The sequence below is a fragment of the Thalassorhabdus alkalitolerans genome, assembly GCF_042656525.1.
GTDB classification, from domain to species: Bacteria; Bacillota; Bacilli; order Bacillales; family Marinococcaceae; genus Thalassorhabdus; species Thalassorhabdus alkalitolerans.
Genome location: NZ_JBHSOZ010000005.1, coordinates 398,139 through 420,663, shown reverse-complemented (window position 1 = coordinate 420,663; position 22,525 = coordinate 398,139). Strand labels below are relative to the sequence as shown.

Genomic DNA, 22,525 nt, shown 5'->3' with positions numbered 1-22,525 from the left:
GCATAAGTTTAGATATTGTATTAGTTCATCAAAAAAAGACAAGCGATAAGCTTGTCTTTTTTATTGAGAAGGGTGACTATACGGTAGTGGATCGAAGCCCCCATATTTCAGCTGCATATTCAGAGATTGTCCGGTCACTGGAAAACTTGCCCGAGTGAGCAATATTGGTAATGCTCATCTGCATCCATTTACTTCGGTTACGGTAGGTCTGATCTACAAGTTCCTGTGCTTCCTCATAGCTGTCAAAGTCCTTCAAAACAAAGTACTCATCATTATTTGAAAGGATGTTATAGTAAATATCTTTAAACTCCATTTCATCGGAACCAAAAAATCCATTGATCAATTGATCCATGACTGTACGAATTCGGTCATCTGTGTTGTAAATATCTCTTGCAACATATCCACCGTGGTTGTAATAATGAAGAACTTCATCAGCACTGAGGCCGAAAATAAAGCTGTTCTCTTTTCCAACCATATCTTTAATTTCAATGTTTGCCCCATCAAGAGTCCCTAGAGTCAGGGCCCCGTTCATCATTAATTTCATGTTGCCCGTGCCGGATGCTTCTTTGCTTGCTGTAGAAATTTGTTCACTTACATCAGCTGCCGGAATGATCTTTTCAGCCAGGCTTACACTGTAATTCTCCATAAAGACGACCTTGATTTTATTTTTAATCAATGGATCACTATTGATCATGTCCGCCACAGAGATAATGAGTTTGATTACCTGCTTAGCGAAGTGATACCCGGGAGCAGCTTTTGCTCCGAAAATAAATGTACGGGGTGTAATATCAAGAGACGGGTTTTCTCTTAAAGTATTATAAAGATAAATAATATGGAAGATATTTAAAAGCTGTCGTTTGTACCCATGAAGTCGTTTAATATGAACATCAAAAATGGAATGGTCATCAACTATGATTCCTGTTTGATCTCTAATGATCTTGGCAAATTGTTGTTTGTTGTATCGTTTTACGCTATCAATCTTCTCTTGAAAGGATTTATCATCTACGTAGCGAAGAAGCCCAATCAGATTTTTCGGGTGCTCAATCCATTTATCACCGATTGCTTCACTTATGGCAGCTGAAAGCTCTGGGTTGGCATGAAGAAGCCAGCGTCTATGTGTGATGCCGTTTGTTTTGTTGTTAAATTTTTGCGGATAGAGAGAATAGAACATTTTCATCTCTTTTTTCTTTAAAATATCTGTATGAATCTTAGCAACACCATTGACGCTGAAACTTCCTACGATGGCAAGATGAGCCATTCTTATCGTATCGTAAGCGATAATGGCAAGTTCAGGTATTTGGTCCCGGAGTTCAGGGTGGTCAAACCATAGACCTTTACAGAAACGTTCATTGATTTCATCTATAATCATAAAAATACGAGGGAGAAGATCTCTTACCATTTCAGTCGGCCATGTTTCCAGTGCTTCACTCAAGGTTGTATGGTTGGTATAGGCAACTGTTTTCCTCGTTATTTCCCATGCTTCCTCCCAGGTTAATCCTTCTTCATCCAGCAAAATCCTCATGAGTTCCGGAACGACCAAGCTCGGGTGCGTATCGTTTATTTGTATCTTTATTTTTTCTGGCAAAGAGGATAGGGGCAGGCCAAGCTTCTTTTTATAAGAACGGAGGATACTTTTTAAGCCGGCGGCCACCAGGAAATATTGCTGCTTTAAGCGCAATACTTTGCCTTCAAAATGAGAGTCGTCAGGGTATAGAAATTCGGATATTTGTTCGATTGACCTTTTGTATTCAAGGTAGTTATAGTAGTCAGTCCTATCGCTTCCAAAAAAATTAAAGTCATCCGATGAAGACTCTGCGCTCCACAGCCGGAGTGTATTTACGGTTTTGTTCTGATATCCTACAATGGGAACGTCATAGGGGACGGCCAGTACAGTTTCATAATCTTTATGGTGGAATGTTAATTTGCCGTCATTGTCATTCATCTCAACGGTTCCGCCAAAACGCACCTCTACCGCCTGCTCTCCACGTCTGGTCTCCCAGGCGTAATCTTCTTTCAGCCAGTAATCAGGCAGTTCTACCTGGTGACCGTTAACAAAACGCTGGCGAAACAACCCATATTTATAACGTATCCCGCAGCCGTGGCCCGGCAGCTCAAGGGAAGCAAGGGAATCCAGGAAGCAAGCGGCTAATCTGCCAAGTCCGCCATTTCCTAACCCAGCATCATGTTCTTGAGAGTAAATTTCTTCAGGAACAAAATCTAATTCCTGCAAAGCTTCATTGCAAACATCAAGGAGACCTAGGTTAAGAAGATTATTCTCAATTAAACGTCCAAGTAAAAACTCCATAGAAAAATAGTAAACTTGTCGTTCTTGCTGTTTTTTATATGTTTGAGTGGTGCGTGTCCAATTTTTACTGACCTGTTCTTTTACAAGAGTACTTAAAGCCACATAGATATCACGTTCTGTTGCTTGGTCAAAAGGAATTCCTAATGTCGTTTCGAGTCTGTCAACAATGGCTTCTTTCATGCTTTCAGCCGTCATAATCATTGGAAGGCTCCACTCCTTTTTTTCTGTTTCTTTATTGGCTGGCAACGAGTGATGAATAGAGATAAATATATTGATGGGCTGAATCTTTCCAGTCATATTGACTGTGATATACGTTTGTAAGCAGGGTTTGTCGTTTTTCAGGAACAGCATAAACTGTTAAAGCATACTTAATTGTATTAAACATGTCATGGGCATTATAGTTGCGGAAGGTGAAACCATTTCCCTCTCCGGTGTATTCATTGAATGAAGCAACAGTATCTTTTAAACCTCCTATCTCCCGGACAATAGGGATCGTTTCATATTGCAGCGCAATAAGCTGTCCTAAGCCGCATGGTTCAAAGAGAGACGGCATAAGAAAGAAATCAGAACCTGCATAAATCTGATGAGCTAACCCTTCATCAAAGTAAAGATTAGCAGAAATTTTGTCCGGATAGAGATAAGCTGCATGGGAAAAACCATCCTCAAGTTCCTTCTCGCCAGTGCCAAGTACTACAATCTGAACGTCCTGTTCCATTAATTCGGGCATCATATGAAGAACGAGAGGAAGACCTTTTTGTTCCACCAGGCGCGAAACAATGCCTATGACAGGTATATCCTTGTTTACTGGAAGGTCCAGCTTTCGTTGAAGAGCCTCTTTATTGGTCTGTTTTGAGTCTGGATCCTGCTTATAGGGAGCTTCCAAATAGGGATCTGACTCAGGATTATAAGCTTCACCGTCTATGCCGTTAATGATTCCTTCTACATCCTCTTGCCGGTCGCGAAGGATAGAGTCCAGCCCTTCACCGAAGTAAGGATACTGGATTTCTTTGGCATATGAGGGACTGACTGTAGTAATTTTGTCTGCGTGGAAGAGAGCTGCTTTCATACAATTGAGCATCCCGTTCCATTCAAAACCAAAGAGGTGTTCTCCAGGAAGATTTAACATGTCATGAAACATATCAATCCCCATGACTCCCTGGTATTTCAAGTTATGTATCGTAAAAACTGTTTTTATCCCCGGTACGGGCTGAAGGATATTAAACAGGGCGATAGCAAGGCCTGCCTGCCAGTCATGACCATGGACAATATCAGGAGTAAAGTCAGTAAGGGACAGACATTCTATGACAGCTCTGCTGAAATAAACGAACCTCTCGCCATCGTCGTAATAGCCATAATACCCGTTTCTGCCAAAATAGTATCCGTTGTAGATAAAATAGTAGGTGATGCTGTCATGAGTTAATTTATAAAGAGTTGCTTTTTGATTTCTCCAGCCGACTGGGACGGTAGTAGATCCTACTTTCTCCATTCGTTCTTTCCATTCATCTGCTATATCCTCATATAAAGGAAGAATCACCCGCACGTCTGCACGGTGATTCTTTTTTAGTTCTTGAGGAAGGGAGCCGATGACATCTGCAAGTCCCCCGGTTTTAGCGAATGGGGTACATTCTGAAGCGACAAATAAAACGTTCATTGTAAGGGAACTCCTCTCTGATATTTATTACGATAGTTTTATAACGTTTTGCTTTTGGCAACAACAAAAGGCTGCTCTGAGCCGCCGATTAATGTTCGTTCCGTTGAAACCGCGGCGTCCTTATCTAAAATGACATTTTCTAAGTGTACTCCTTCTTTGACCTTGCATTTCTGCATGATGATAGAATTTTTGACCTTTGCCCCTTTTTCAACTCTGACGCCCCGGAACAAAATGCTGTTCTCTACTTCTCCATCGATTTTGCAGCCATTGGCAATTAATGAATTGCTGATTGAGGAAGAGGGCGAGTACTCAGCGGGTGGTTCGTCTTTTACTTTTGTGTATATTAATTGATCCCCGTAAAAAAGGTTTTGATAGACCTCTGGGTTTAAAAGTTTCATATTATGCTTATAAAAACTTTCCACAGAATTAATGATTGCTGCATATCCATCGAACACGTAAGACTGGACATGGAGACGGTCTAAGTTCCGTTTAATTCCGTCAAGGAAGAAGCTGCTTTTTTCGTAGGCAATGCACTCATCGACCAGGCTCAAAAGCAAACGTTTCCCAATGATATACATGCCAGAAAAAACATGAGAATTATTTTGGTCATGAGTTATATCCGTAACCCAGCCCTGTTCATCTGTTTCGAGCTTCAAGCAGGGGGCGTGTTCAGGTTCTCTTTGTTCAAATTGCTTGCTGATCAGGGTAACATCAGCTTCTGTTTCTAAATGATGCCTGAAGGCCTTTTGAACATCCACGTTGCCAATGAACTGGCTTCCGCTGATTAATACATACTGAGCATGCCCTCCCCGGTATAGGAAGTCTCTGTTATTGTGGAAATGCTGAAGATCTCCTCTGGAAATATCGGAGGGATCATTCCAGTCTGGGGGAAGAATAAACAGCCCGCCTCTTTTTCGGTCTAAATCCCACTCTCCACCTGTGCCTAAATGATCCATAAGAGAACGGTATTTATACCGGGTGAACAAAGCCACATCATGGATTTGGCTATTAACCATATTGGAGAGAACAAAGTCGATGAGCCTGTACCGGCCGCCGAAAGGAACAGCGGCCCCGCACCTGAAATAAGTTAACTCCTGCAAAAAATCGTGTTCATGATCTAAATTTATAATGCCCATCATGCGTTCCATCTGCGAGCCTCCTAACGAATGTCAATGTATGAATGTTTAATATCCAATCATTACTTATTTACTGACCGCAAAATCTTCAAGCATAGTGTCTTTATCTATGACTCTTAACTCTTCATTTGGGCCTGACTGAATCGTGCAGTTATCAGGGATAATCGTTCCCTCTTTTATAATAGCCTTTTCAATTTTTACATTCTTGCCTATCTTTACGTTTGGCATAATAACAGAGTGCTCAATCGTTGAGTTTTGGCCAGCTTCTACGCCATGGAATAAGATGGAGTGGTGGACCTTTCCGTATATTTGACACCCTTCATTTACAAGGCTGCTCGTAACCTGCGCACCAGGACCGACGTAGTGAGGAGGCTGATTGTGATTGACTGAATAAATCCGCCAGTTGTAGTCCGTTAACTGAAGAGATGGACTTTCTTTAAGTAAGTCCATATTGGCTTCCCAGTAGCTGTTAATAGTTCCAACGTCCTTCCAATAACCCTTAAACGGAAAGGCAAAGAGTCGCTTTTGATCTCTCAGCATCGCCGGAATAATGTCTTTTCCAAAGTCATGGCTGGAAACCTCGCTTTTTGCATCGTCCAATAAATATTGTTTCAGGACACTCCAGGTAAAGATATAAATTCCCATAGAAGCAAGATTATTTTTAGGCACAGCAGGTTTTTCCTGGAATTCAGTTACTGAGTAATCGCTCGCCGTGTTCATAATCCCAAAGCGTGAAGCTTCTTCCCATGGCACCTCTATTACGGAAATAGACGTATCAGCATTCATTTCCTTGTGAAAATCAAGCATGGCTGCATAGTTCATCTTGTAAATATGGTCTCCTGAAATAACCAGAATGTATTGAGGGTTAAATTGCTCGATAAACTGGATATTTTGATAAATCGCATCAGCTGTTCCTTTATACCATTCCCCTGCTTCACCTTTTCCTGTAAAAGGAGGAAGTACAGAAACTCCGCCGTGCTTTCTATCCATATCCCATGGTCTCCCGATGCCCAAATGCTTGTTTAATTCCAAAGGTTCATATTGAGTGAGGACTCCGACTGTATCAATGTTAGAATTTGTGCAATTACTTAATGTGAAATCTATAATGCGGTATTTCCCGCCAAAATAAACGGCTGGTTTTGCCGTATCTTTCGTGAGAAGTCCTAATCTTTTTCCTTCTCCTCCTGCTAAGAGCATTCCGACACATTCTTTTTTCATTGTTCTTCCTCCCTTGCTTGTTCCCCCTCGGGAAGGCGCCTGTATACAGTGATGGCTAGAGGAGGTATTTTCAACGAGATATATTGATCTTGGCCGTTCCAATGTTCAGGAACAGTAAAGTGGGGGGCTGAGCTCGTTTGCCCGGAACCTCCGAAAGCTTCAGAGTCAGAGTTGAATATTTCCTTATAGGTGCCTGGTTTAGGCACTCCTACGCGGTAGTCATATCGCACTACAGGTGTAAAGTTGCATACAATAAGAAGTTCATCCTCAGGATCAAATCCTTTTCTTACGAAGGAAATAATGCTTTGCTCGTAATCATTGGCGTTAATCCAAAAAAATCCTTCACCTTCGTGGTCTTTTTCAAACAATGCTTTTTCTTCAAGGTAAAAGTGATTCAGCTCTTTTACATAACGATGGACTTTATTGTGCAGAGGATAGTCTAAAAGGTTCCAATCCAGGTCATCTAAATCTTTCCATTCATCATATTGGCCCAGTTCGCCTCCCATAAAGAGTAATTTTTTTCCAGGGTGAGTCATCATATAGCCGTAAAGCAATCTGAGCTGAGCAAACTGCTGCCATTGGTCACCTGGCATTTTATTAAGAAGGGAACGTTTCCCATGGACCACTTCATCATGAGATAAAGGTAAAATATAATTCTCTGAAAAGGCATACATTAAAGAGAAAGTAATGAGTGAGTGATTCCACTTTCGATGGACGGGATCCATCTCCATATATTCAAGCATGTCATTCATCCAGCCCATGTTCCATTTGAAATTAAAGCCAAGCCCGCCAACATGAGTAGGGGAGCTGACAAGAGGCCAGGAAGTACTTTCTTCAGCCATCATTAATGCATGAGGCTGGTATTTAAAAACCGTTTCATTCAGCTTACGTAAAAAAGCAATGGCTTCAAGGTTCTCTTCTCCACCGTACGTGTTATAAATCTTTTCTTCTCCATCATGCTTATCGAAATTTAAATAGAGCATGTTAGCTACTGCGTCCACTCTCAATCCGTCGATGTGGAACTCCTTCATCCAGAAAACAGCGTTGGATATAAGAAAACTCTGAATTTCAGGCTTACCAAAATCAAAGGTTAATGTCCCCCACGAAAGCTTTTCAGCCTTCCTTGAATCTTCATATTCAAATACGGGACCGCCATCAAAGAGCCGAAGACCGTGACTGTCTTTACAAAAATGGCCAGGTACCCAGTCCATAATGACACCAATTTGATGCTTATGGCACGTATCAACAAAGTAACGGAAGTCATCAGGAGAGCCAAACCTGCTTGTGACAGAGAAGTACCCTGTAATTTGATAGCCCCATGAACGATCATATGGATGTTCTGCTAAAGGAAGAAGTTCGATGTGGGTGAACCCCATGTCCTTCACATATGGGACCAGAGTTTCAGCAAGCTCCCGGTAGGAATAAAGAGTTCCATCATCTTTGCGTTTCCACGTACCTAAATGCACTTCATAGACTAGAAGAGGGGAGTCATAAGGCGCTTGCTTCTCTCTTTCTGAAATCCACTCCTGATCACTCCATTTATAGGTGGATGGAGCTGGTGCTACTGAGGCAGTGGCAGGCCGAACTTCGGAAGTGAAAGCATAAGGATCTGCTTTTAATAATGTTTCGTCGTAAGAAGTGGTGATTTTGTACTTGTAGGATGTACCAGCTTCAATGGAAGTGAAAAAGCCAGCCCATACTCCCTGGTCATTAATCCGGTGAAGGGGATAATCATCCCCGTTCCAATAGTTGAATTCTCCCACCACACTCACCTGCTTTGCATGAGGAGCCCAGACAACAAAGCGGTACCCAGATTCTCCGTTAAGTACCAAGTGGTGGCAGCCAAATGTCTCGTAGCTTTGAAAAAAAGTTCCTTGGTGAAATAAATACAAATCGTGTTCAGAAATCCCTAAATTATCCATTGCAATCCCCCTGGTGAAATGAAAAGTTACTGGCTGTCAACTACAGAGCCGTTTTGAGTTAGTATAAGTTTCTCTTTCATAGAGAAATAAACCTTCTAACTGCTTAGAAAACTTTGCGAAGTTTTTTGACAAATTTTTTCTGCAAAACGCGTAAAATATTTATATGCAGGGTACATGATTATATGATTCATACAAAACACTGCATTCTCACTACATGCACCTGAAATAATAGGGTTGATAATAAAGTGCAAGCGTAGTGTTTAACTATATTATTTATTACATCGGCCTAGAACATTTGCCGGACGTGGAAAACAGGCAAAACAACCTGAGACTCAACAAGGAAAGTGGCTTAGTCATTTCATTCCCCCTCCAATCAGTAGAAAAAAGATTATTTTTGTTGAAAAGGTTGTAGTTTTGTCGCATTTTTTAACCCGGATAATTACTATTACGTGATTTAGTAAAAAGGGTCTTGTTAACAACAAGGAAATCCTGCTGTTTTTAGCAAAGGGTTTGATATTATCAGTGGTTCTCGTTATAATAGAACTAAGTTAATAAAACGGTCGGAGTTACAGAGAGACCACAATACCCTGCTACGCAACAGCAGGTGTATTGTGGTCTTTTTTTATTCCTAATTCTGACAATAGAAAAAGGAGAGATACCTATGAAACAATCACGGTTTTCTGCCATATCTAGAACAGAGCGGTTAGAAGAAATGTCAGGTAGGGAGCTAGACTTGCTTGTCATCGGCGGTGGGATTACTGGTGCAGGCATAGCCCTTGATACAGCTGCCAGAGGAATAGATGTAGGTTTGATTGAAATGCAGGATTTTGCTGAAGGAACGTCAAGTCGGTCTACAAAACTAGTACACGGAGGGCTTCGCTACTTAAAACAATTTGAAGTGAAGCTTGTGGCTGAGGTGGGAAAAGAAAGAGCAATTGTCTATGAAAATGCTCCCCATGTTACAACTCCTGAATGGATGCTGCTTCCTATCATTGAAAACGGCACCTTTGGTAAATTCTCAACATCTCTTGGTTTAAAAGTTTATGATACCCTTGCACGAGTAAAAAAGAGTGAAAAGCGTTACATGTTAAATAAAGAGGAAACGTTAAAAAAAGAACCGTTATTATTAAAGGATAAAGTAAAAGGCGGCGGTGTTTACGTAGAATATCGCACTGATGATGCCCGCTTAACATTAGAAACGATAAAGAAGGCAAATGATTTAGGTGCCAACCCTGTGAACCATGCGAAAGCAGAATCATTTATTTACAACGGAAATAAAGCAGTGGGAGTAAATGTTAAAGACCTGGTTAACGACAAAACCTATGAAATTTATGCCAAGCATATTGTAAGCGCGGCGGGTCCCTGGGTCGATGAGTTAAGGGAAAAAGATGGCTCCAAAAAGGGGAAACAGCTTCATTTAACAAAAGGTGTTCACCTGGTGTTTGACCGGGAAAGGTTCCCGCTTCAGCAAGCTGTTTACTTTGATACGCCTGACGGAAGAATGGTCTTTGCCATCCCCCGGGACAAAAAGGCGTATGTAGGCACGACTGACACGGTATATAAAGGAGATATTGCTAGTCCAAGAATGACCGAAGAAGACCGGGACTATCTTCTTCAGGCAGCAAATGAGATGTTTCCTGAAGTGAACCTGTCAGCAGAAGACGTGGAATCGAGCTGGGCCGGTCTCCGTCCGCTTATTTATGAAGAAGGCAAGAATGCTTCTGAAATCTCCCGAAAAGATGAGGTGTTTATCTCTGAGTCTGGATTAATATCCATTGCAGGGGGAAAGTTGACAGGGTATCGGAAGATGGCAGAACGAATTGCTGATATTGTTACCGAAAAGCTTAACATTCACGCCCCGTGCCCGACTGAACATATAAAACTATCAGGCGGGGATGTAGGTGGAAGCGCAGGGTTTGATCGTTTTATTGAAGAAAATCAAGCAAAGGGACTATCACTTGGATTTTCCGAAGAAGAGGCAAGGGAGATCGTACGTTTTTATGGATCAAATGCTCCCCGTCTTTTTGAACTAGTGAAAGAACAAGGGGAGATTGCAAAAGAATATGGACTGCCTCTTCACATAGCTGGGAAACTTCTGTATGCTCTTCAGGATGAAATGGCAGTGACTCCACTTGACTTCTTTAATCGCAGAACAGCTTATTTGTATTTTGGAATGGAACAGGTAATGGCTTATAAAAAGAACGTCGCTGCTTTTATGAAAGATCACTTACGTTGGACAGAGGAGCAAGAAAGACGATTTACTAGAGTGCTAGAAGAAGAAATAAAGTGGGCTCAGGTACCCTTAGGAAAGGAATCCGGTCCTGAAGCAAAAAAAGTGGTGTGATAATCAACGAAGGAACAGGCTGCCTGTTCCTTTTTTGTGAGAAAAAATTGCTTTTTTCCCTGTAATTTGAGAGAACTCACCCCAGAACACGTTGGGAAAAAGAGAAATTTGACGAACGACATCTATAAATGTTGGAGGAAAAAAGAAGGAAAAAGAAAACTTTTCTATAAAAATAATAATGTACATGATACTCTAAAAATGGAAGAGATAGTAAGCTTTACTACTGGAAAGAGACGAGGAGGAAAGGTATGGTTTGGAAGAAACATTATGAACGCTGGAGTTCATTTGAAGGCTTAGATCAAGATTTAAAGGACCTGCTAAAAGAAATAACCAAAGACGAAAAAGCGACGGAGGATTGCTTTTATAAATATCTGGAATTCGGTACAGGCGGGATGCGGGGAGAAATTGGCCCTGGTACTAACCGTATGAATAAGTATACGATCCGCAGAGCAGCCGAAGGACTGGCAAGATATATTGAAGAAGCAGGAAAAGAAGCAAAAGAGCGCGGAGTAGTGATCGCTTTTGATTCCCGCCACCGCTCACCCGAGTTTGCTTTGGAAACAGCATTAACCCTTGGGGCTCATAATATTAAATCTTACATATTCGAAGAGTTAAGGCCTACTCCAGAACTTTCCTATGCAGTAAGACATCTCCGTGCGTTTGGAGGAGTAGTGATTACGGCGAGCCATAACCCGCCGGAATACAATGGTTTTAAAGTATATGGCGAGGATGGGGGCCAGTTCCCTCCAGGGCCGGCAGAGGACTTAATTACAAAAGTAGAGGAAGTAGAAGATGAGTTGCAAATACCTGCTGCAAGCCAGGAAGAATTAAAAGCAAATGGTCTTCTGACAGTGATTGGAGAAGAAATCGATGAGGCTTACAATAAAGAGCTCCAAACCATTGTAGTAAATCCGGATCTAACAAAAAAAGAGGGTAAAGACGTTACCATTGTGTTTACTCCGCTCCATGGTACAGCGAATCTCCCGGTTGTACGGGCCCTGGAAACGAGTGGTTTTACAGATGTGCACATTGTAAAAGAACAGGAACTTCCAGATCCTGAATTCTCTACTGTAAAGAGTCCTAATCCTGAGGAAGAAGCAGCTTTTGAGCTGGCTATCGAAGAAGGAGAGAAGACAGGGGCAGATGTCCTTATTGCTACAGATCCCGATGCAGACAGGGTGGGAGTGGCTGTCCGGAACAATGACGGGAAGTATCAAGTATTAACGGGTAATCAAACCGGAGCTCTTATGTTGGAATATCTTTTATCTCAGAAAAAAGCAAACGGAGTTCTTCCGGCAAACGGCGTCGTGTTAAAAACGATCGTAACTTCGGAAGTCGGACGCGCTGTAGCAGACGCTTACGGACTGACAACCATTGACACTCTTACCGGCTTTAAGTTTATCGGCGAGAAGATTAAACAATATGAAGAGTCAGGAGAGTATTCATTTCAATTTGGATACGAAGAATCCTATGGATATTTAGTCGGATCATTTGTTCGTGATAAAGATGCAGTCCAAGCTGCCTTGTTAGCCGCAGAAATTACTTTATGGTACAAGAAACAAGGGTTAACGTTATATGAAGGGTTGATGAACTTATTCAGCCGTTATGGATATTACCTGGAAGGTCTTGAATCTCTTACTCTCAAGGGGAAAGAGGGAGTCGAAAAAATCGAAGAAATCATTAAAGACTTTCGCAAGTCTCCTCCTCGGACAGCTGGTGGAAAGCAGGTTGTCACAGTAGAGGATTACAAAACAAGCGAAAGAAGCTGGCTGGAGGGCAGCCAGCGTGAAGTGATTGAACTGCCTGTTTCTAATGTATTAAAATATTTCAGAGAAGATGGCTCCTGGTTTTGTGTGCGGCCTTCAGGAACCGAACCAAAGGTTAAATTTTATTTTGGGGTTCGTGAGGAAAGCATGGAAGAAGCCGAGCGAGAACTTGCCTTGCTGAAAGCAGATGTGATGGGAAAAGTAAATCAACTGGTTTAATAATGAAATAATAGAGGAAGAAGCATAGCCTGCATCTGCGGACCTATGCTTCTTTTTAACGTAAGGCTTGTTTACCGTACTTGGGAACGGCCTATAACCTGCATTAATATTTAACTTCAAAACTGTTTTCGTGATCTATTTCATTTGCTTCATTAATATCAAGATGATCTACCTTGGAAAAAGAATTACCTTCAGCCAGGGAATCAATAAACTCCTCCATATTTTTATTATCCCCCTCAGCTTTTAGTTCAACGGTTCCATCGGAATTATTTTTCACCCACCCAAAGACATTTTTCTTGTTCGCTTCTTGTCTGGTGAAATCTCTAAATCCGACTCCTTGCACTTTTCCATGGACAATAATATGTTTTTTCAACTATCCCACCTCCTGAAAATCTCATACCTTTTTAAAATGAAGACGAAACCACGGGTCTTCTTCAGGGTTATTGATGGTCTCCGATACCACATGAGACTGTCCCTCTTCATCAGTGGCGAGCCAGCTTCCGTACTTGTCCTGATAGGCAGGATAAATATACCCCTCTTTAAACAATAACCTGGGTGGATAAATTTCGACGAAATCATACCCCAGGTGTTTACATACGTTTTTTTGGCATTTCACAAGCTCCATATTTATCACCTTTTGGATGTTATTTTATCTATACCTTTCCCAATGATGTAGAAATTAAAAGAGGGATAGGTTTTTTGAAAGGAACCTGTCTATACGTTTTAAGAGGTGACGCATAGAGTGGTAACAGTACGAGGAAAGGAGGGAGACTATGAGCATTCACAGAAAGCATAGGGATGACAGAGTTGACGATCAAGTACAGGCAGTCAGTACTGGCAGAAACAAACTGGATAACGAAAATTTTATTAAAGATAAAAACTATAACGTGGCAGAAGCAGTGATTAAAAACAGCGGAAACTCTTATGTAAATGTTCACGTAGATGCTGAATCCTTTGCTAAAGGCCGTGCTAAGTCTTTTGCAGATGCAGACGCTAAGCAGGCACAAGAAACAGGATTTCAGGATGGGAGAAGAAAAAGATAATAAATGATGACGGGAGGTAATCACAATGAGATTGCTTCCCTTGCCTTTACATTTGAATAAGGGGGACGTTGAAATGGAGAAAAAGCCTTTCCCGGTTCAGCATGTTTCCAGTGTAGACCGCAGTGGGAACTCAGATGTTGACGTAACCGTAAATATTGATACATCATCTCTGGCATATGCCTACGCGTGCCTGCTTTATGCAGAAGGGAAACTTACCAGAAAGCAGCTGGATACCATGGTAGAAGAAATGGATAGAATCTATCAAAAAAAGGAGCATAAGCAAAAGTTCTTACCCTCTTCACAAGAATATGGAAAACAAAAAGATGCCTGGTGGTTTGTATAACATGAAAGATAAAGCTCCCAAGCTCTGCTGTCTGCCTGACAAACGTAACCGTCAGCAGTAAGCAAAGATTGGGAGCCTTTTCCGTTAATTAAATTCCATCATTTTAATTCTTCTTTGAATATAAACTTTACCGGCAGTCTCTCTCATTTCATCCCAGTCTTCAAAAATAGTTGTCTCTCCAATATATTCATTCCACTTCTCAGTTTCTGTAAGTTTATTAAACTCCTCTTCAGATTCGAATACAAAGCCGCTTTGGGCAATGAATACTTCAAAAGAGGAAACAGAAGTATATTGTTTCATAAAACTTTGGTCAAAGAGGTCAGTGATAGTTACGGTATTTTCTCTGCTTATTTCTTCGATCTTTTTCTGCAGTTCGTCAGATGCAGAATGATTTTCCTTCACGACCCTCACTCCTTCAATAATATATAAATTAAAAATAACACAAGAAAGCCGCTTTTAAAATAAAGGATTATGTGAACTCGTTTTTGAAAACTATCCTTGTGAAGGCCGAAATAAAATCAGACTGAGAGAAAAAGGCTTACGCACTACTCCTTCAGAAAAATAGGTGTCAGCAAACCTCCCATATTTCTACATGAAAAAAACTTTTTATATATAATATATTAGAGGAATATAGTGGAAATGAACATAAAAAGAAAAGCGGTCAAATACTCTCTTAATAAGCGGGTAATTGACTTTTCGATAAAGGGGTAGTGTGGATCATGGAAGCAGCTGTTATGGTTCAAATGGAAGAAAAGATGTATTATGATAAGCTTCTTACAATTGTTAGAGAAGCAAATCAATTTCAAAGCTATATTGTGTTTGAAATGAATGGTATGGTTATTAATGGAAAAAGCCTGATAAGTGTCAGCACCTTTTTAAAGCAGAAGAATCAAATGACGGTAAGAGCAGTTGGAAACGATGCAAAGGATGCTGTGGAAGCAATAAAAAAGTTAATATAAAAAATCGCCTGGTTAACTTTCAGGCGGTTTTTTAGTTTGTGTTTGTGTAATTGAGGGAAATTACATATACATAAACTAATGTCCATGTTTGTTTCTTGCTCAATGTAAATGCGGGTAAATCTAAGAAGCAAGGACAAGAGTTACTATTAATAGGGGCCAGGCCTATGGACAACAAAAGCCGCAAAAGGTCAAATCCGTAATGAGAGTCACTCTCTCGATTGCGATAACAAACATAAGGAGAGATGATATGTATACCAAGCAAGCAGAATATGACCGGTTATTTACGATAGGAGAACAGGTGTTATATAAAGGAGAAGCAGCTCAGGTTACCGCAGAATATAAGCACGCCGTTTGTATTGAATTTGTTCATTATCCAATTGCAGAGAAAAAAGAAGAATTTCCTGACCCGCGAGTAGTTATTAAAAAAGATGCCTGCGAAAGAACATAACATTTGATAAATAAACATATCGTACAGTATAACCAGGATTAAACTCCCGGTTATTTTTTTTGTTTACATAAAGGCTGATGCCTGAATGTATGTGTCCCTTGTACTTCCAAGCGTGGCACTTAAAGTTATTTTGGTATATAATAATCTCGCTTCACCTAAAGAGGCCAATTAACATGAACGGGAATGGTGGATAGATGGAAGAAAAAGTATTTCATTTGGCTTTTCACCACTTAGTAAAAATGATTATACCGGAATTAAAACAGACTATAACATTTAAAGTAGACTCTTCGATAAATACTCAGGCAGCGGCGATCCGCTCAAAGGAAAATCACTATGAAATTAACGTGAATTCAAAAAAAGTGGTAGAAAATTATAAAAAAGTTATCGTCTCTCATGGAATAAGGCTCGCTCAATTTAAAACCTATGTTTATATCATACTTCTTCATGAATTAGGTCACTGTACGAAACAAAAACAGGAAGACCCTTTAAAAAATTTTATAAAGGATCACAAAGAGGCTCTAAATGTTGGTGATAAAGTTCGTTATGTAAAGTCTTTAGATTTGTTTATCAATGAATACATAAAGGAGGAAAAAAGGGCATGGGAGTGGGCCATAAATCATACCCCCGAAGCTGTCTGTGAAAAACAAACAGTCGAGAATTTAGCAAGGATTTTCGTTGAAGCATCGGCTTATAGGAAAAATGAATGGAAAAAAGATAGAGTTTCTTTTTTTCATAGATTTTATTGAGTAACAGCTGAATCAATCGCTGAGAGTTTGTTTAGGGAAGGATAAGGGGAAAGGTTACCAACACTTTAGAAAAGGGGAGTAAAAATGCTCGAAGAGGTAGATCTTTCTCTTAAAATGGATGATGAAGTCTACAAAACGGAATTAAAAAAAGAGCAAATGAAATTACTAGCCCTGCAAAGAGCACTGGTTGAGCATAAGTTAGGCTGTATAATCGTATTTGAAGGCTGGGATGCAGCGGGAAAAGGCAGTGCCATAAAACGAGTTGTAGAAAAGATAGATCCTAGAGGGTTAGAAGTTCATGCTACTGCAGCACCTAACTTGGAAGAAAAGCAGCACCATTACCTTCAACGGTTTCTTGACAGAATGCCTAAATACGAGAAAATCGGGATATTTGATCGATCATGGTACGGACGTGTGCTTGTAGAAAGAGTGGAAGAGTTGGCTGAAGAAGAAGAATGGACAAGAGCTTATGACCAAATTAATCAAATGGAAAAAATATTTGCTCAAGAAGATTTTTTCATTATTAAATTCTGGTTTCATATTTCTAAGGAAGAACAGTTAAAGCGGTTTAGGGAAAGGCAGAATAACCCTTTAAAGCGCTGGAAAATAACAGAGGAAGATTGGCGTAACAGAGAAAAGTGGGATGAGTATAAAATAGCAGTGGAAGATATGCTTTACAAAACGGATACAAAACATGCTCCTTGGCATATTATTGAAGGCGAGGATAAAAACTTTGCCAGGGTAAAGACCTTAAAAACAATCATAGCGACAATCGAAGAAGGGTGTAAAGGGCGGGAGATTGACTTAGATCAATATTTTTAAATATTACCTCATAAAACTTTTAGGAGGAAAGCAAAAGAAAAAGGGACTCATGAGAGTCTCTTTTTTATGGGGAAATGAAAGGTTATTTGATTCTAGAAGTTTCTTGCTGCTCCAGCCATTTTACAAAATGAGAACCGTGGAAGACTGAGTTAGCTTCTTTTAAGAAAGTCATCAGGTCTGCTAGAAACTTTTGTTCTGATTCGCCCTTATTAGCGTATTCCTGGATAAAGTCGTTAAACCGATGGGTTTTACCAGCTGATTCTTCACGTAACTTTTCCCCTTGGTTTGTTAAAGTTACATAAGAAACTCGTAAATCATTTGCTTTCTTTTCTGTTTTGACAAGCTCTTTATTTTTCAGTCTTTTCATGATTTGCATCACCGTGGAAAGGTCCCATAAACCGACTTCTGCTACACGTGACATTGTACATCTTCCTTCTATGTGAAGGATCCACAGGATATGCTGCTCTGCTAGCGTAATTCCTATTTCCTGTGCTGACTTTTGCCAGTCTTCTTCGATAACTTTATAAGCTCCCCTAAATAGATTTAAGCATGTATGAAAATTCTGTTGTGCTTCATTCATACAAAGTCCCCCTCTTATATTTATGTAATGGGTTTGGAAATCTTCAACACCTGGAAGTAATTCGTTTAATAAAAACATGATATCAAACTTACAGGAAATCTAGTAGCATTTAACATTATTTTGTAGAGAAATGCAGTTCTTTTAATAATATTTCCGTTACATACTTAATTACAGGATGTTACCACAATTTTAAAAAAAAATTCATTTACGAGAAATTTATGTTTTAAAGCGAGGAAGTCAGGTAATGTAAGTGGTTAGTGCAAAGTGTTGTGGAGGTGCAAGCCATGGAGGGAGTCTCTGTTCACACTCTTCTAGAAGCATACCGCTTAGCCTGTGAAAATGAGTTAGAGGAAGAGTTTTTAAAATTGTTAGAAGAAGAAATAAGAAAAAGAGGGGAAGAAATCCCTATAACTGAAAAAGAAAATAGATAATGAAACTGAAAGAGAGGGAAATATTTAAACCTCTCTATTTTTGTGTCCCAAAAAAGGGATTATAATCCGTGTTGTAAGTCGTTATAATAGTGATTACCTAAAGCAGGAAATGAAACAGGAAGCGGTGGGAAAAAGGAAATGAACGAAACGATAGTGATAGATTGGATGACAGAAAAAGACTGGGAACAGGTAAGGACCATATACGAAGAGGGAATTGCAACCGGAAATGCAACTTTTGAAACAAATGCACCCGCGTGGGAGAAGTGGGATGAAAAACATGCTAGAGAATGTCGACTGGTCGTACGCAGCGCCACTGCCATCCTTGGCTGGGCTGCCTTAACGCCGGTTTCAAATAGGAATGTATATGCCGGGGTAGCAGAAGTAAGTATTTATATAAGCAAAAAGAGTAAAGGCATGGGAGTAGGAAGCAGACTTTTGGCTGCTTTAATTGCAGAAAGTGAAAAGCAAGGGTACTGGACTCTTCAGTCCGGAATTTTTCCTGAAAATACTGCCAGTCTCAGGCTGCATAAGAAACAAGGTTTTCGTGAAGTAGGCAGGCGGGAGCGTATCGGGAAAATGAACGGAGTCTGGCGGGATACAGTGCTATTGGAGAGACGAAGTGTAAAGATAGGCATGGATGATGAAATATAGTAATTGCAGGTTCGTATGTAATTAATTGATCGTGAAAAGGAATCCAACGTAAAAAGGCCAGCAATTCTACTTATGCTGGCCTAGTGGGTATCCCACATCTTCTTTCTTTAAATCAATTTATTAATAACATTGGTGAAAATACAGCAGTGATACATAAAACAACAAAAGCCCTTCCTACTCTTTCGTCCTTGCGGCTCCAATGACCGCTCCAGTGTGATTTGGTCTACAACCATACTTGTTCTTGTTACACATAATTATAAATTGGGTATCCAGCGTGAGAAGTGAAAATTAGAGGCTAATGATGTGGGAGTAAACAAATACCTCCTGTTAGAGGGTGAGGTGGTATTCGATCTATTATACCGCGAAAGAATTTAAAAAGCAAGGTTGTTATTTCATGGAGGTTTTACTTAGAATCATTTTTCTTTGTACCCTAAGCAAATCGGTCTGCAAAAGACATTGAAACCATTTTAGTTGATTTATCCTTGCCAGATTACAGCAACAGTGTTATGGTGTTTATGTTGATATAAACACCATAACATACAGGGGGAGTTAATATGGATTTTCTGACATTGCTGTGGGCATATATTCTGGTATTTGTATTATCTGCTATTCCTTTTTTTGAAGCTTATGCGGTTATACCTCTTGCGCTCATAGCTGGTTTATCGACTGTACCATCCATTGTCATTGGTTTAGCTGGAAATCTGTTGACAGTGCTTCTTTTAGTCCTGTTTATTGAACAAATTAAAGCATGGAGGAAGAAACGCAAAGGAGTGGAACAAGAGCAGCAGCAAAGCAAAAGGCACAAGAGAGCACAGAAGCTCTGGCAAAGATACGGGCTTCCTGGCTTGGCTGTCATCGGGCCGCTTTTTGTCGGCAGTCATCTTACTGCTTTTATGTGTGTGACTCTTGGAGGCTCAAAACAAAAAACGGTTTATTGGGTGTTAGGAAGCATTTCTCTCTGGAGTATTGTTTTTTCCGTTTTGGCTTATTATGGAATTGATCTTTTAGGAAATCAGGAAAATGGCTTTATTAGAGGTTTTTTTGAATAATTACAGGTCAGAGAGATATGAAGAGAAAGGAGAGGTTAGGATGATAGGGCAAGCCTTCTGGCTGGTGAGAAAGGAATTGAAACATAACCTATGGGCATTTGTTTTTACCCTTGTTTTCACCGCTCTCTGTGGCGTCGTAACGATGTTTTTTCTCAACCAGCTGGCAAGAAATGAATTTGTTACGGAAGCTGGGAATATCAATGGCATCCTGCTTGATGTTATATTTGTAGGGATGACTCCATCTTTAGCAGCCCTATACATGTCAAGTCCATACTTAAGCTTTCGGACAGTTAAAGAGGACCCCTTTAACAAAAAGATGGCATTGCTTAGAGCTCTGCCCATTCCGGTAAGTGTACTTACACTGAGCAGAACCCTTGCCATGGTAATAATCTTAACGGTCATGTCTATTGTTTTTTACCTCATTATAACAGCAGGGTTATCGAATGAGTTTTTCACATACATAACGAGGCAAGAATTTATTCTATTTATTCTTTTTTGGTTTGGCTATGCCTTATTGTTAGGGGGATGGAATCCCTTTGTAGAATATGGTTTAAACGGCATCATGCTCTATCTTTCACCCTATATTTTTTTACTTGTTTTATTGATCGCTATTATAATAATTTCCGTTTTTACAGGCCGTGGATTTGTCGAGTGGAGTTTTTTGTTAATAAGGGAGTATGGATGGATAGCAGCTTTATTTTCTTTAGGGGCAGGAGCAGCAGGAGTGGTTTTCTGGAACCAGCTTCTTAAACAGCGCCTGCTGAAAAAAGATTTCTTATAATATCTGAGGGAGGAGGCATTATGAAATTACCGATACGTGTTTCTGAGGAGAGCAGGGAGCCTCTTTACCATCAAATTGAAACTCAACTTCAATCGTTAATTGTCAGTGGTAAATTGCCTCCAGGAACTCCTCTTCCATCGATTAGAGCCCTGGCCAGTGAACTTTCCTGCAGTGTCATCACAACAAGGAAAGCATATCAAAATCTTGAAGGCAGAGCCTTGATCAAAACCATACAGGGAAAAGGCACATTTGTAAAAGAAGTAGAGAAGCAAAGAAAAGAAGATACCAAACAGCAACTAATAGTATCTGCCTTTCTAAAGGCGGTTGAACAAGCTGACCAAGTAGGCTCTACTCAAGCTGAAATGAAAAGCCTTTTTAATCAAGCGCTTCTCCAATACTTTGATAATAAAATCAATAAGAGTAAAGGGGGAAAGGAAGATGAGTGATCATTTAGTGGTAGAGCTAAATAATGTAAAAAAATCATTTAAGAAATTCACCCTAGGACCAGTGAATTTAACTTTGGAAAAAGGGTTCTCACTTGGTATAGCAGGAGCTAATGGTTCTGGAAAAAGCACACTGTTTCGTCTCTTAGTGAATATTCTTCAGGCTGATGAAGGTACTATCCATTTTTTCGGGAAATTCGCTGCAGCAAGTGAAAGTCAACATAAACAAAACATAGGGTTTTCGGGAGAATTAGTAGAGGCGTTCTCTCACTTGACGATTAAAGAACTGGCTTCCTATATTTCTTATTGGTACCCACATTGGGATCATGAAAAGTACTCTTATTTCCTCCGCAGATATCTCATTGATGAAAAAGAAAAGTTTGGGAAATGCTCAAAAGGAACAAAGAAAAAGGTGGAATTTATTTTCAGTCTTTGCCATAACCCAGATTTGCTATTACTTGATGAGCCATCGGCAGGAGTGGATATCAGTTCACAAAAAAAGATGAAAGAAGACCTTGTCGCTTTTATGGAAGGTGAAGGAAAGTGTCTTGTAATAGCTACACATAATGTGGCTGAAATCGAATCCCTTTGTGACTTTATAGCAGTTCTTCATAATGGCAGTCTTCTTTATCACGACAACAAAGACAGCTTTTATGAAAATTGGGCATGGCTTTGGGTCGATAACGTGCCAGAGAGCATTCTAAAACACCCGAATACCCTCAAGATTACACACTCTTCCCCGATACAAATTCTTACAGACAATGTACAAGCAATTGAAAATGAGCTTATGCAAGAAAGTGCAACACCATCACAGATACAAAGGCTGTCCATTGAAGAGCTTATTGAATATTTTTCCGAGAATGAATGCACGAAGGAAACTAGCGAATAGAGAGTGCATTAATCTAAAACTTGCCCGTTATTCATGGTGTTTAATGACTGCAGATTATGGTTATATGATTTGTACAACTCCCTTAAAAAGAAAGGAGCCATGTTTCGTGCAGAGATATAATCTAGAGAACATCAAGGTGCAGGACGAACCAGAGTTAAAGTTTAGTTCAGCCCATGCAGTCGTTAGAGAATCAGGTGAGCATAAGTCCTGGGAAGTAGTTGTTAACTCTGAGTCCTCTGAGAGATTAGAGAAATTAAAGAACAACGATGAAAAAATTACAGTAGAAATGACCGAAGAAAATGGAAGAGTGTTACGAGGAGACTGTTATGTGACTGAGGCTTCAGAAGGGTCTGATGTTACCAGTTATTACCTTTCCGGTGAAGGGCAACTTCAAGGAGCATTATAAGAAGGAAAAAAGATGTCCCTTTAGGGGCATCTTTTTTTATAGAAAAGCAATTGTTTATTTTTGAATAATAAAGTCGCGAAGCGTCTTCGGGAGGGGGGGCCGAGTAAACCGAGACAACACCTGGGCGTGGCATAGAGACCGTGAATGAGAATGAAGCATGAATGGATGTTGTACTGTACCTTAGGTGCAAGCGAGCAACCTTTAACAAAATCAACAATGACTTTATGTGGAATGAGGAGCTGATGTATAAGTGAAAACTACACAAGTAATATCTTATATCCTTGAATAGTGATAGTATATTGTTGACTTGACTGTAAAATAAGCCGTTAAGGTTTTGGCGTATTAACAATTTTAAATTATTGTATTATACTAA

At 40.1% G+C, this 22,525-nt stretch carries 24 protein-coding genes; 15 read left to right on the top strand and 9 right to left on the bottom strand.

What is annotated here, in order from left to right; all coding sequences use genetic code 11:
* Positions 1-76 precede the first annotated feature (76 nt).
* The 5 genes from ACFPU1_RS12970 to glgB are packed head-to-tail and all read right to left on the bottom strand — an operon-like array spanning position 77 to position 8,232.
* Positions 77-2,506, bottom strand: coding sequence for a glycogen/starch/alpha-glucan phosphorylase (locus tag ACFPU1_RS12970; RefSeq protein WP_385941862.1), 2,430 nt, complete (start codon positions 2,504-2,506; stop codon positions 77-79).
* Positions 2,507-2,537: 31 nt separating this feature from the next.
* A complete protein-coding gene (glgA, locus tag ACFPU1_RS12965) occupies positions 2,538-3,956 on the bottom strand; it encodes a glycogen synthase GlgA (RefSeq protein ID WP_385941859.1) in 1,419 nt (472 codons plus the stop codon).
* A 38-nt stretch (positions 3,957-3,994) separates the two neighbouring features.
* Positions 3,995-5,104, bottom strand: a complete 1,110-nt coding sequence (gene glgD / locus ACFPU1_RS12960) for a glucose-1-phosphate adenylyltransferase subunit GlgD (protein WP_385941856.1) — start codon at positions 5,102-5,104, stop codon at positions 3,995-3,997.
* Between the two features lie 54 nt (positions 5,105-5,158).
* Positions 5,159-6,310, bottom strand: coding sequence for a glucose-1-phosphate adenylyltransferase (locus ACFPU1_RS12955; RefSeq protein WP_385941853.1), 1,152 nt, complete (start codon positions 6,308-6,310; stop codon positions 5,159-5,161).
* Entirely contained in the window at positions 6,307-8,232 is a 1,926-nt protein-coding gene (gene glgB / locus ACFPU1_RS12950) for a 1,4-alpha-glucan branching protein GlgB (protein ID WP_385941850.1), read from the bottom strand. Before glgB ends, ACFPU1_RS12955 begins: the two co-directional genes overlap by 4 nt.
* Positions 8,233-8,893: 661 nt before the next feature.
* Between glgB and ACFPU1_RS12945 the strand changes: the two genes are divergently transcribed.
* Positions 8,894-10,576, top strand: a complete 1,683-nt coding sequence (locus ACFPU1_RS12945; protein WP_385941847.1) for a glycerol-3-phosphate dehydrogenase/oxidase — start codon at positions 8,894-8,896, stop codon at positions 10,574-10,576.
* 248 nt (positions 10,577-10,824) lie between these two features.
* Positions 10,825-12,561: a phospho-sugar mutase gene (locus ACFPU1_RS12940; protein ID WP_385941845.1), complete on the top strand. Its 1,737-nt coding sequence runs from the start codon at positions 10,825-10,827 to the stop codon at positions 12,559-12,561.
* A 103-nt stretch (positions 12,562-12,664) separates the two neighbouring features.
* Here ACFPU1_RS12940 and ACFPU1_RS12935 read toward each other — a convergent pair whose 3' ends face one another.
* Both ACFPU1_RS12935 and ACFPU1_RS12930 read right to left on the bottom strand, forming a co-directional pair.
* On the bottom strand, positions 12,665-12,934 hold the full coding sequence (locus ACFPU1_RS12935) for an acylphosphatase (RefSeq protein WP_385941842.1): 270 nt from the start codon (positions 12,932-12,934) through the stop codon (positions 12,665-12,667).
* Between the two features lie 21 nt (positions 12,935-12,955).
* Positions 12,956-13,186 (bottom strand): hypothetical protein, encoded by a 231-nt coding sequence (locus ACFPU1_RS12930; RefSeq protein WP_100398085.1) that lies wholly within the window; start codon positions 13,184-13,186, stop codon positions 12,956-12,958.
* Between the two features lie 148 nt (positions 13,187-13,334).
* Here ACFPU1_RS12930 and ACFPU1_RS12925 point away from each other — a divergent pair, with 148 nt between their 5' ends.
* Positions 13,335-13,604 carry a hypothetical protein gene (locus ACFPU1_RS12925; protein ID WP_054636689.1) on the top strand — a complete coding sequence of 90 codons (270 nt, stop codon included), beginning with the start codon at positions 13,335-13,337 and terminating at the stop codon, positions 13,602-13,604.
* A gap of 73 nt (positions 13,605-13,677) precedes the next feature.
* Positions 13,678-13,947: a hypothetical protein gene (locus ACFPU1_RS12920; protein ID WP_157049887.1), complete on the top strand. Its 270-nt coding sequence runs from the start codon at positions 13,678-13,680 to the stop codon at positions 13,945-13,947.
* Between the two features lie 84 nt (positions 13,948-14,031).
* Here ACFPU1_RS12920 and ACFPU1_RS12915 read toward each other — a convergent pair whose 3' ends face one another.
* Positions 14,032-14,349: a hypothetical protein gene (locus ACFPU1_RS12915; protein WP_385941838.1), complete on the bottom strand. Its 318-nt coding sequence runs from the start codon at positions 14,347-14,349 to the stop codon at positions 14,032-14,034.
* 317 nt (positions 14,350-14,666) lie between these two features.
* On the opposite strand from ACFPU1_RS12915, the gene ACFPU1_RS12910 reads away from it, so the two are divergent.
* From ACFPU1_RS12910 to ACFPU1_RS12895, 4 genes are all read left to right on the top strand, one after another.
* Positions 14,667-14,906, top strand: coding sequence for an HPr family phosphocarrier protein (locus ACFPU1_RS12910; RefSeq protein WP_054636692.1), 240 nt, complete (start codon positions 14,667-14,669; stop codon positions 14,904-14,906).
* A gap of 247 nt (positions 14,907-15,153) precedes the next feature.
* Complete coding sequence (locus tag ACFPU1_RS12905) at positions 15,154-15,354, top strand: hypothetical protein (protein ID WP_054636693.1); 201 nt, start codon at positions 15,154-15,156, stop codon at positions 15,352-15,354.
* Positions 15,355-15,548: 194 nt separating this feature from the next.
* The gene (locus ACFPU1_RS12900; RefSeq protein ID WP_385941834.1) at positions 15,549-16,100 is read left to right on the top strand and encodes a hypothetical protein; all 552 of its coding nucleotides are present in this window, start codon (positions 15,549-15,551) and stop codon (positions 16,098-16,100) included.
* Between the two features lie 84 nt (positions 16,101-16,184).
* Positions 16,185-16,922: a polyphosphate kinase 2 family protein gene (locus ACFPU1_RS12895; protein WP_054636696.1), complete on the top strand. Its 738-nt coding sequence runs from the start codon at positions 16,185-16,187 to the stop codon at positions 16,920-16,922.
* 82 nt (positions 16,923-17,004) lie between these two features.
* Here ACFPU1_RS12895 and ACFPU1_RS12890 read toward each other — a convergent pair whose 3' ends face one another.
* The gene (locus tag ACFPU1_RS12890) at positions 17,005-17,502 is read right to left on the bottom strand and encodes a MarR family winged helix-turn-helix transcriptional regulator (protein ID WP_385941830.1); all 498 of its coding nucleotides are present in this window, start codon (positions 17,500-17,502) and stop codon (positions 17,005-17,007) included.
* A 284-nt stretch (positions 17,503-17,786) separates the two neighbouring features.
* On the opposite strand from ACFPU1_RS12890, the gene sda reads away from it, so the two are divergent.
* The 7 genes from sda to ACFPU1_RS12855 all read left to right on the top strand — a co-directional run bounded on the left by sda (position 17,787) and on the right by ACFPU1_RS12855 (position 22,152).
* On the top strand, positions 17,787-17,933 hold the full coding sequence (gene sda / locus ACFPU1_RS12885) for a sporulation histidine kinase inhibitor Sda (protein WP_083465451.1): 147 nt from the start codon (positions 17,787-17,789) through the stop codon (positions 17,931-17,933).
* Positions 17,934-18,071: 138 nt separating this feature from the next.
* Positions 18,072-18,584, top strand: a complete 513-nt coding sequence (locus ACFPU1_RS12880; protein WP_385941825.1) for a GNAT family N-acetyltransferase — start codon at positions 18,072-18,074, stop codon at positions 18,582-18,584.
* Between the two features lie 554 nt (positions 18,585-19,138).
* The gene (locus ACFPU1_RS12875; RefSeq protein WP_385941822.1) at positions 19,139-19,633 is read left to right on the top strand and encodes a small multi-drug export protein; all 495 of its coding nucleotides are present in this window, start codon (positions 19,139-19,141) and stop codon (positions 19,631-19,633) included.
* 40 nt (positions 19,634-19,673) lie between these two features.
* Positions 19,674-20,414, top strand: coding sequence for a hypothetical protein (locus tag ACFPU1_RS12870; protein ID WP_385941819.1), 741 nt, complete (start codon positions 19,674-19,676; stop codon positions 20,412-20,414).
* Positions 20,415-20,434: 20 nt separating this feature from the next.
* Positions 20,435-20,860, top strand: coding sequence for a GntR family transcriptional regulator (locus ACFPU1_RS12865; protein WP_054636700.1), 426 nt, complete (start codon positions 20,435-20,437; stop codon positions 20,858-20,860).
* A complete protein-coding gene (locus ACFPU1_RS12860; protein WP_385941815.1) occupies positions 20,853-21,746 on the top strand; it encodes an ABC transporter ATP-binding protein in 894 nt (297 codons plus the stop codon). The genes ACFPU1_RS12865 and ACFPU1_RS12860 overlap by 8 nt, the downstream gene beginning before the upstream one ends.
* 106 nt (positions 21,747-21,852) lie before the next feature.
* Complete coding sequence (locus tag ACFPU1_RS12855; protein WP_385941812.1) at positions 21,853-22,152, top strand: hypothetical protein; 300 nt, start codon at positions 21,853-21,855, stop codon at positions 22,150-22,152.
* Positions 22,153-22,525: the final 373 nt, after the last annotated feature.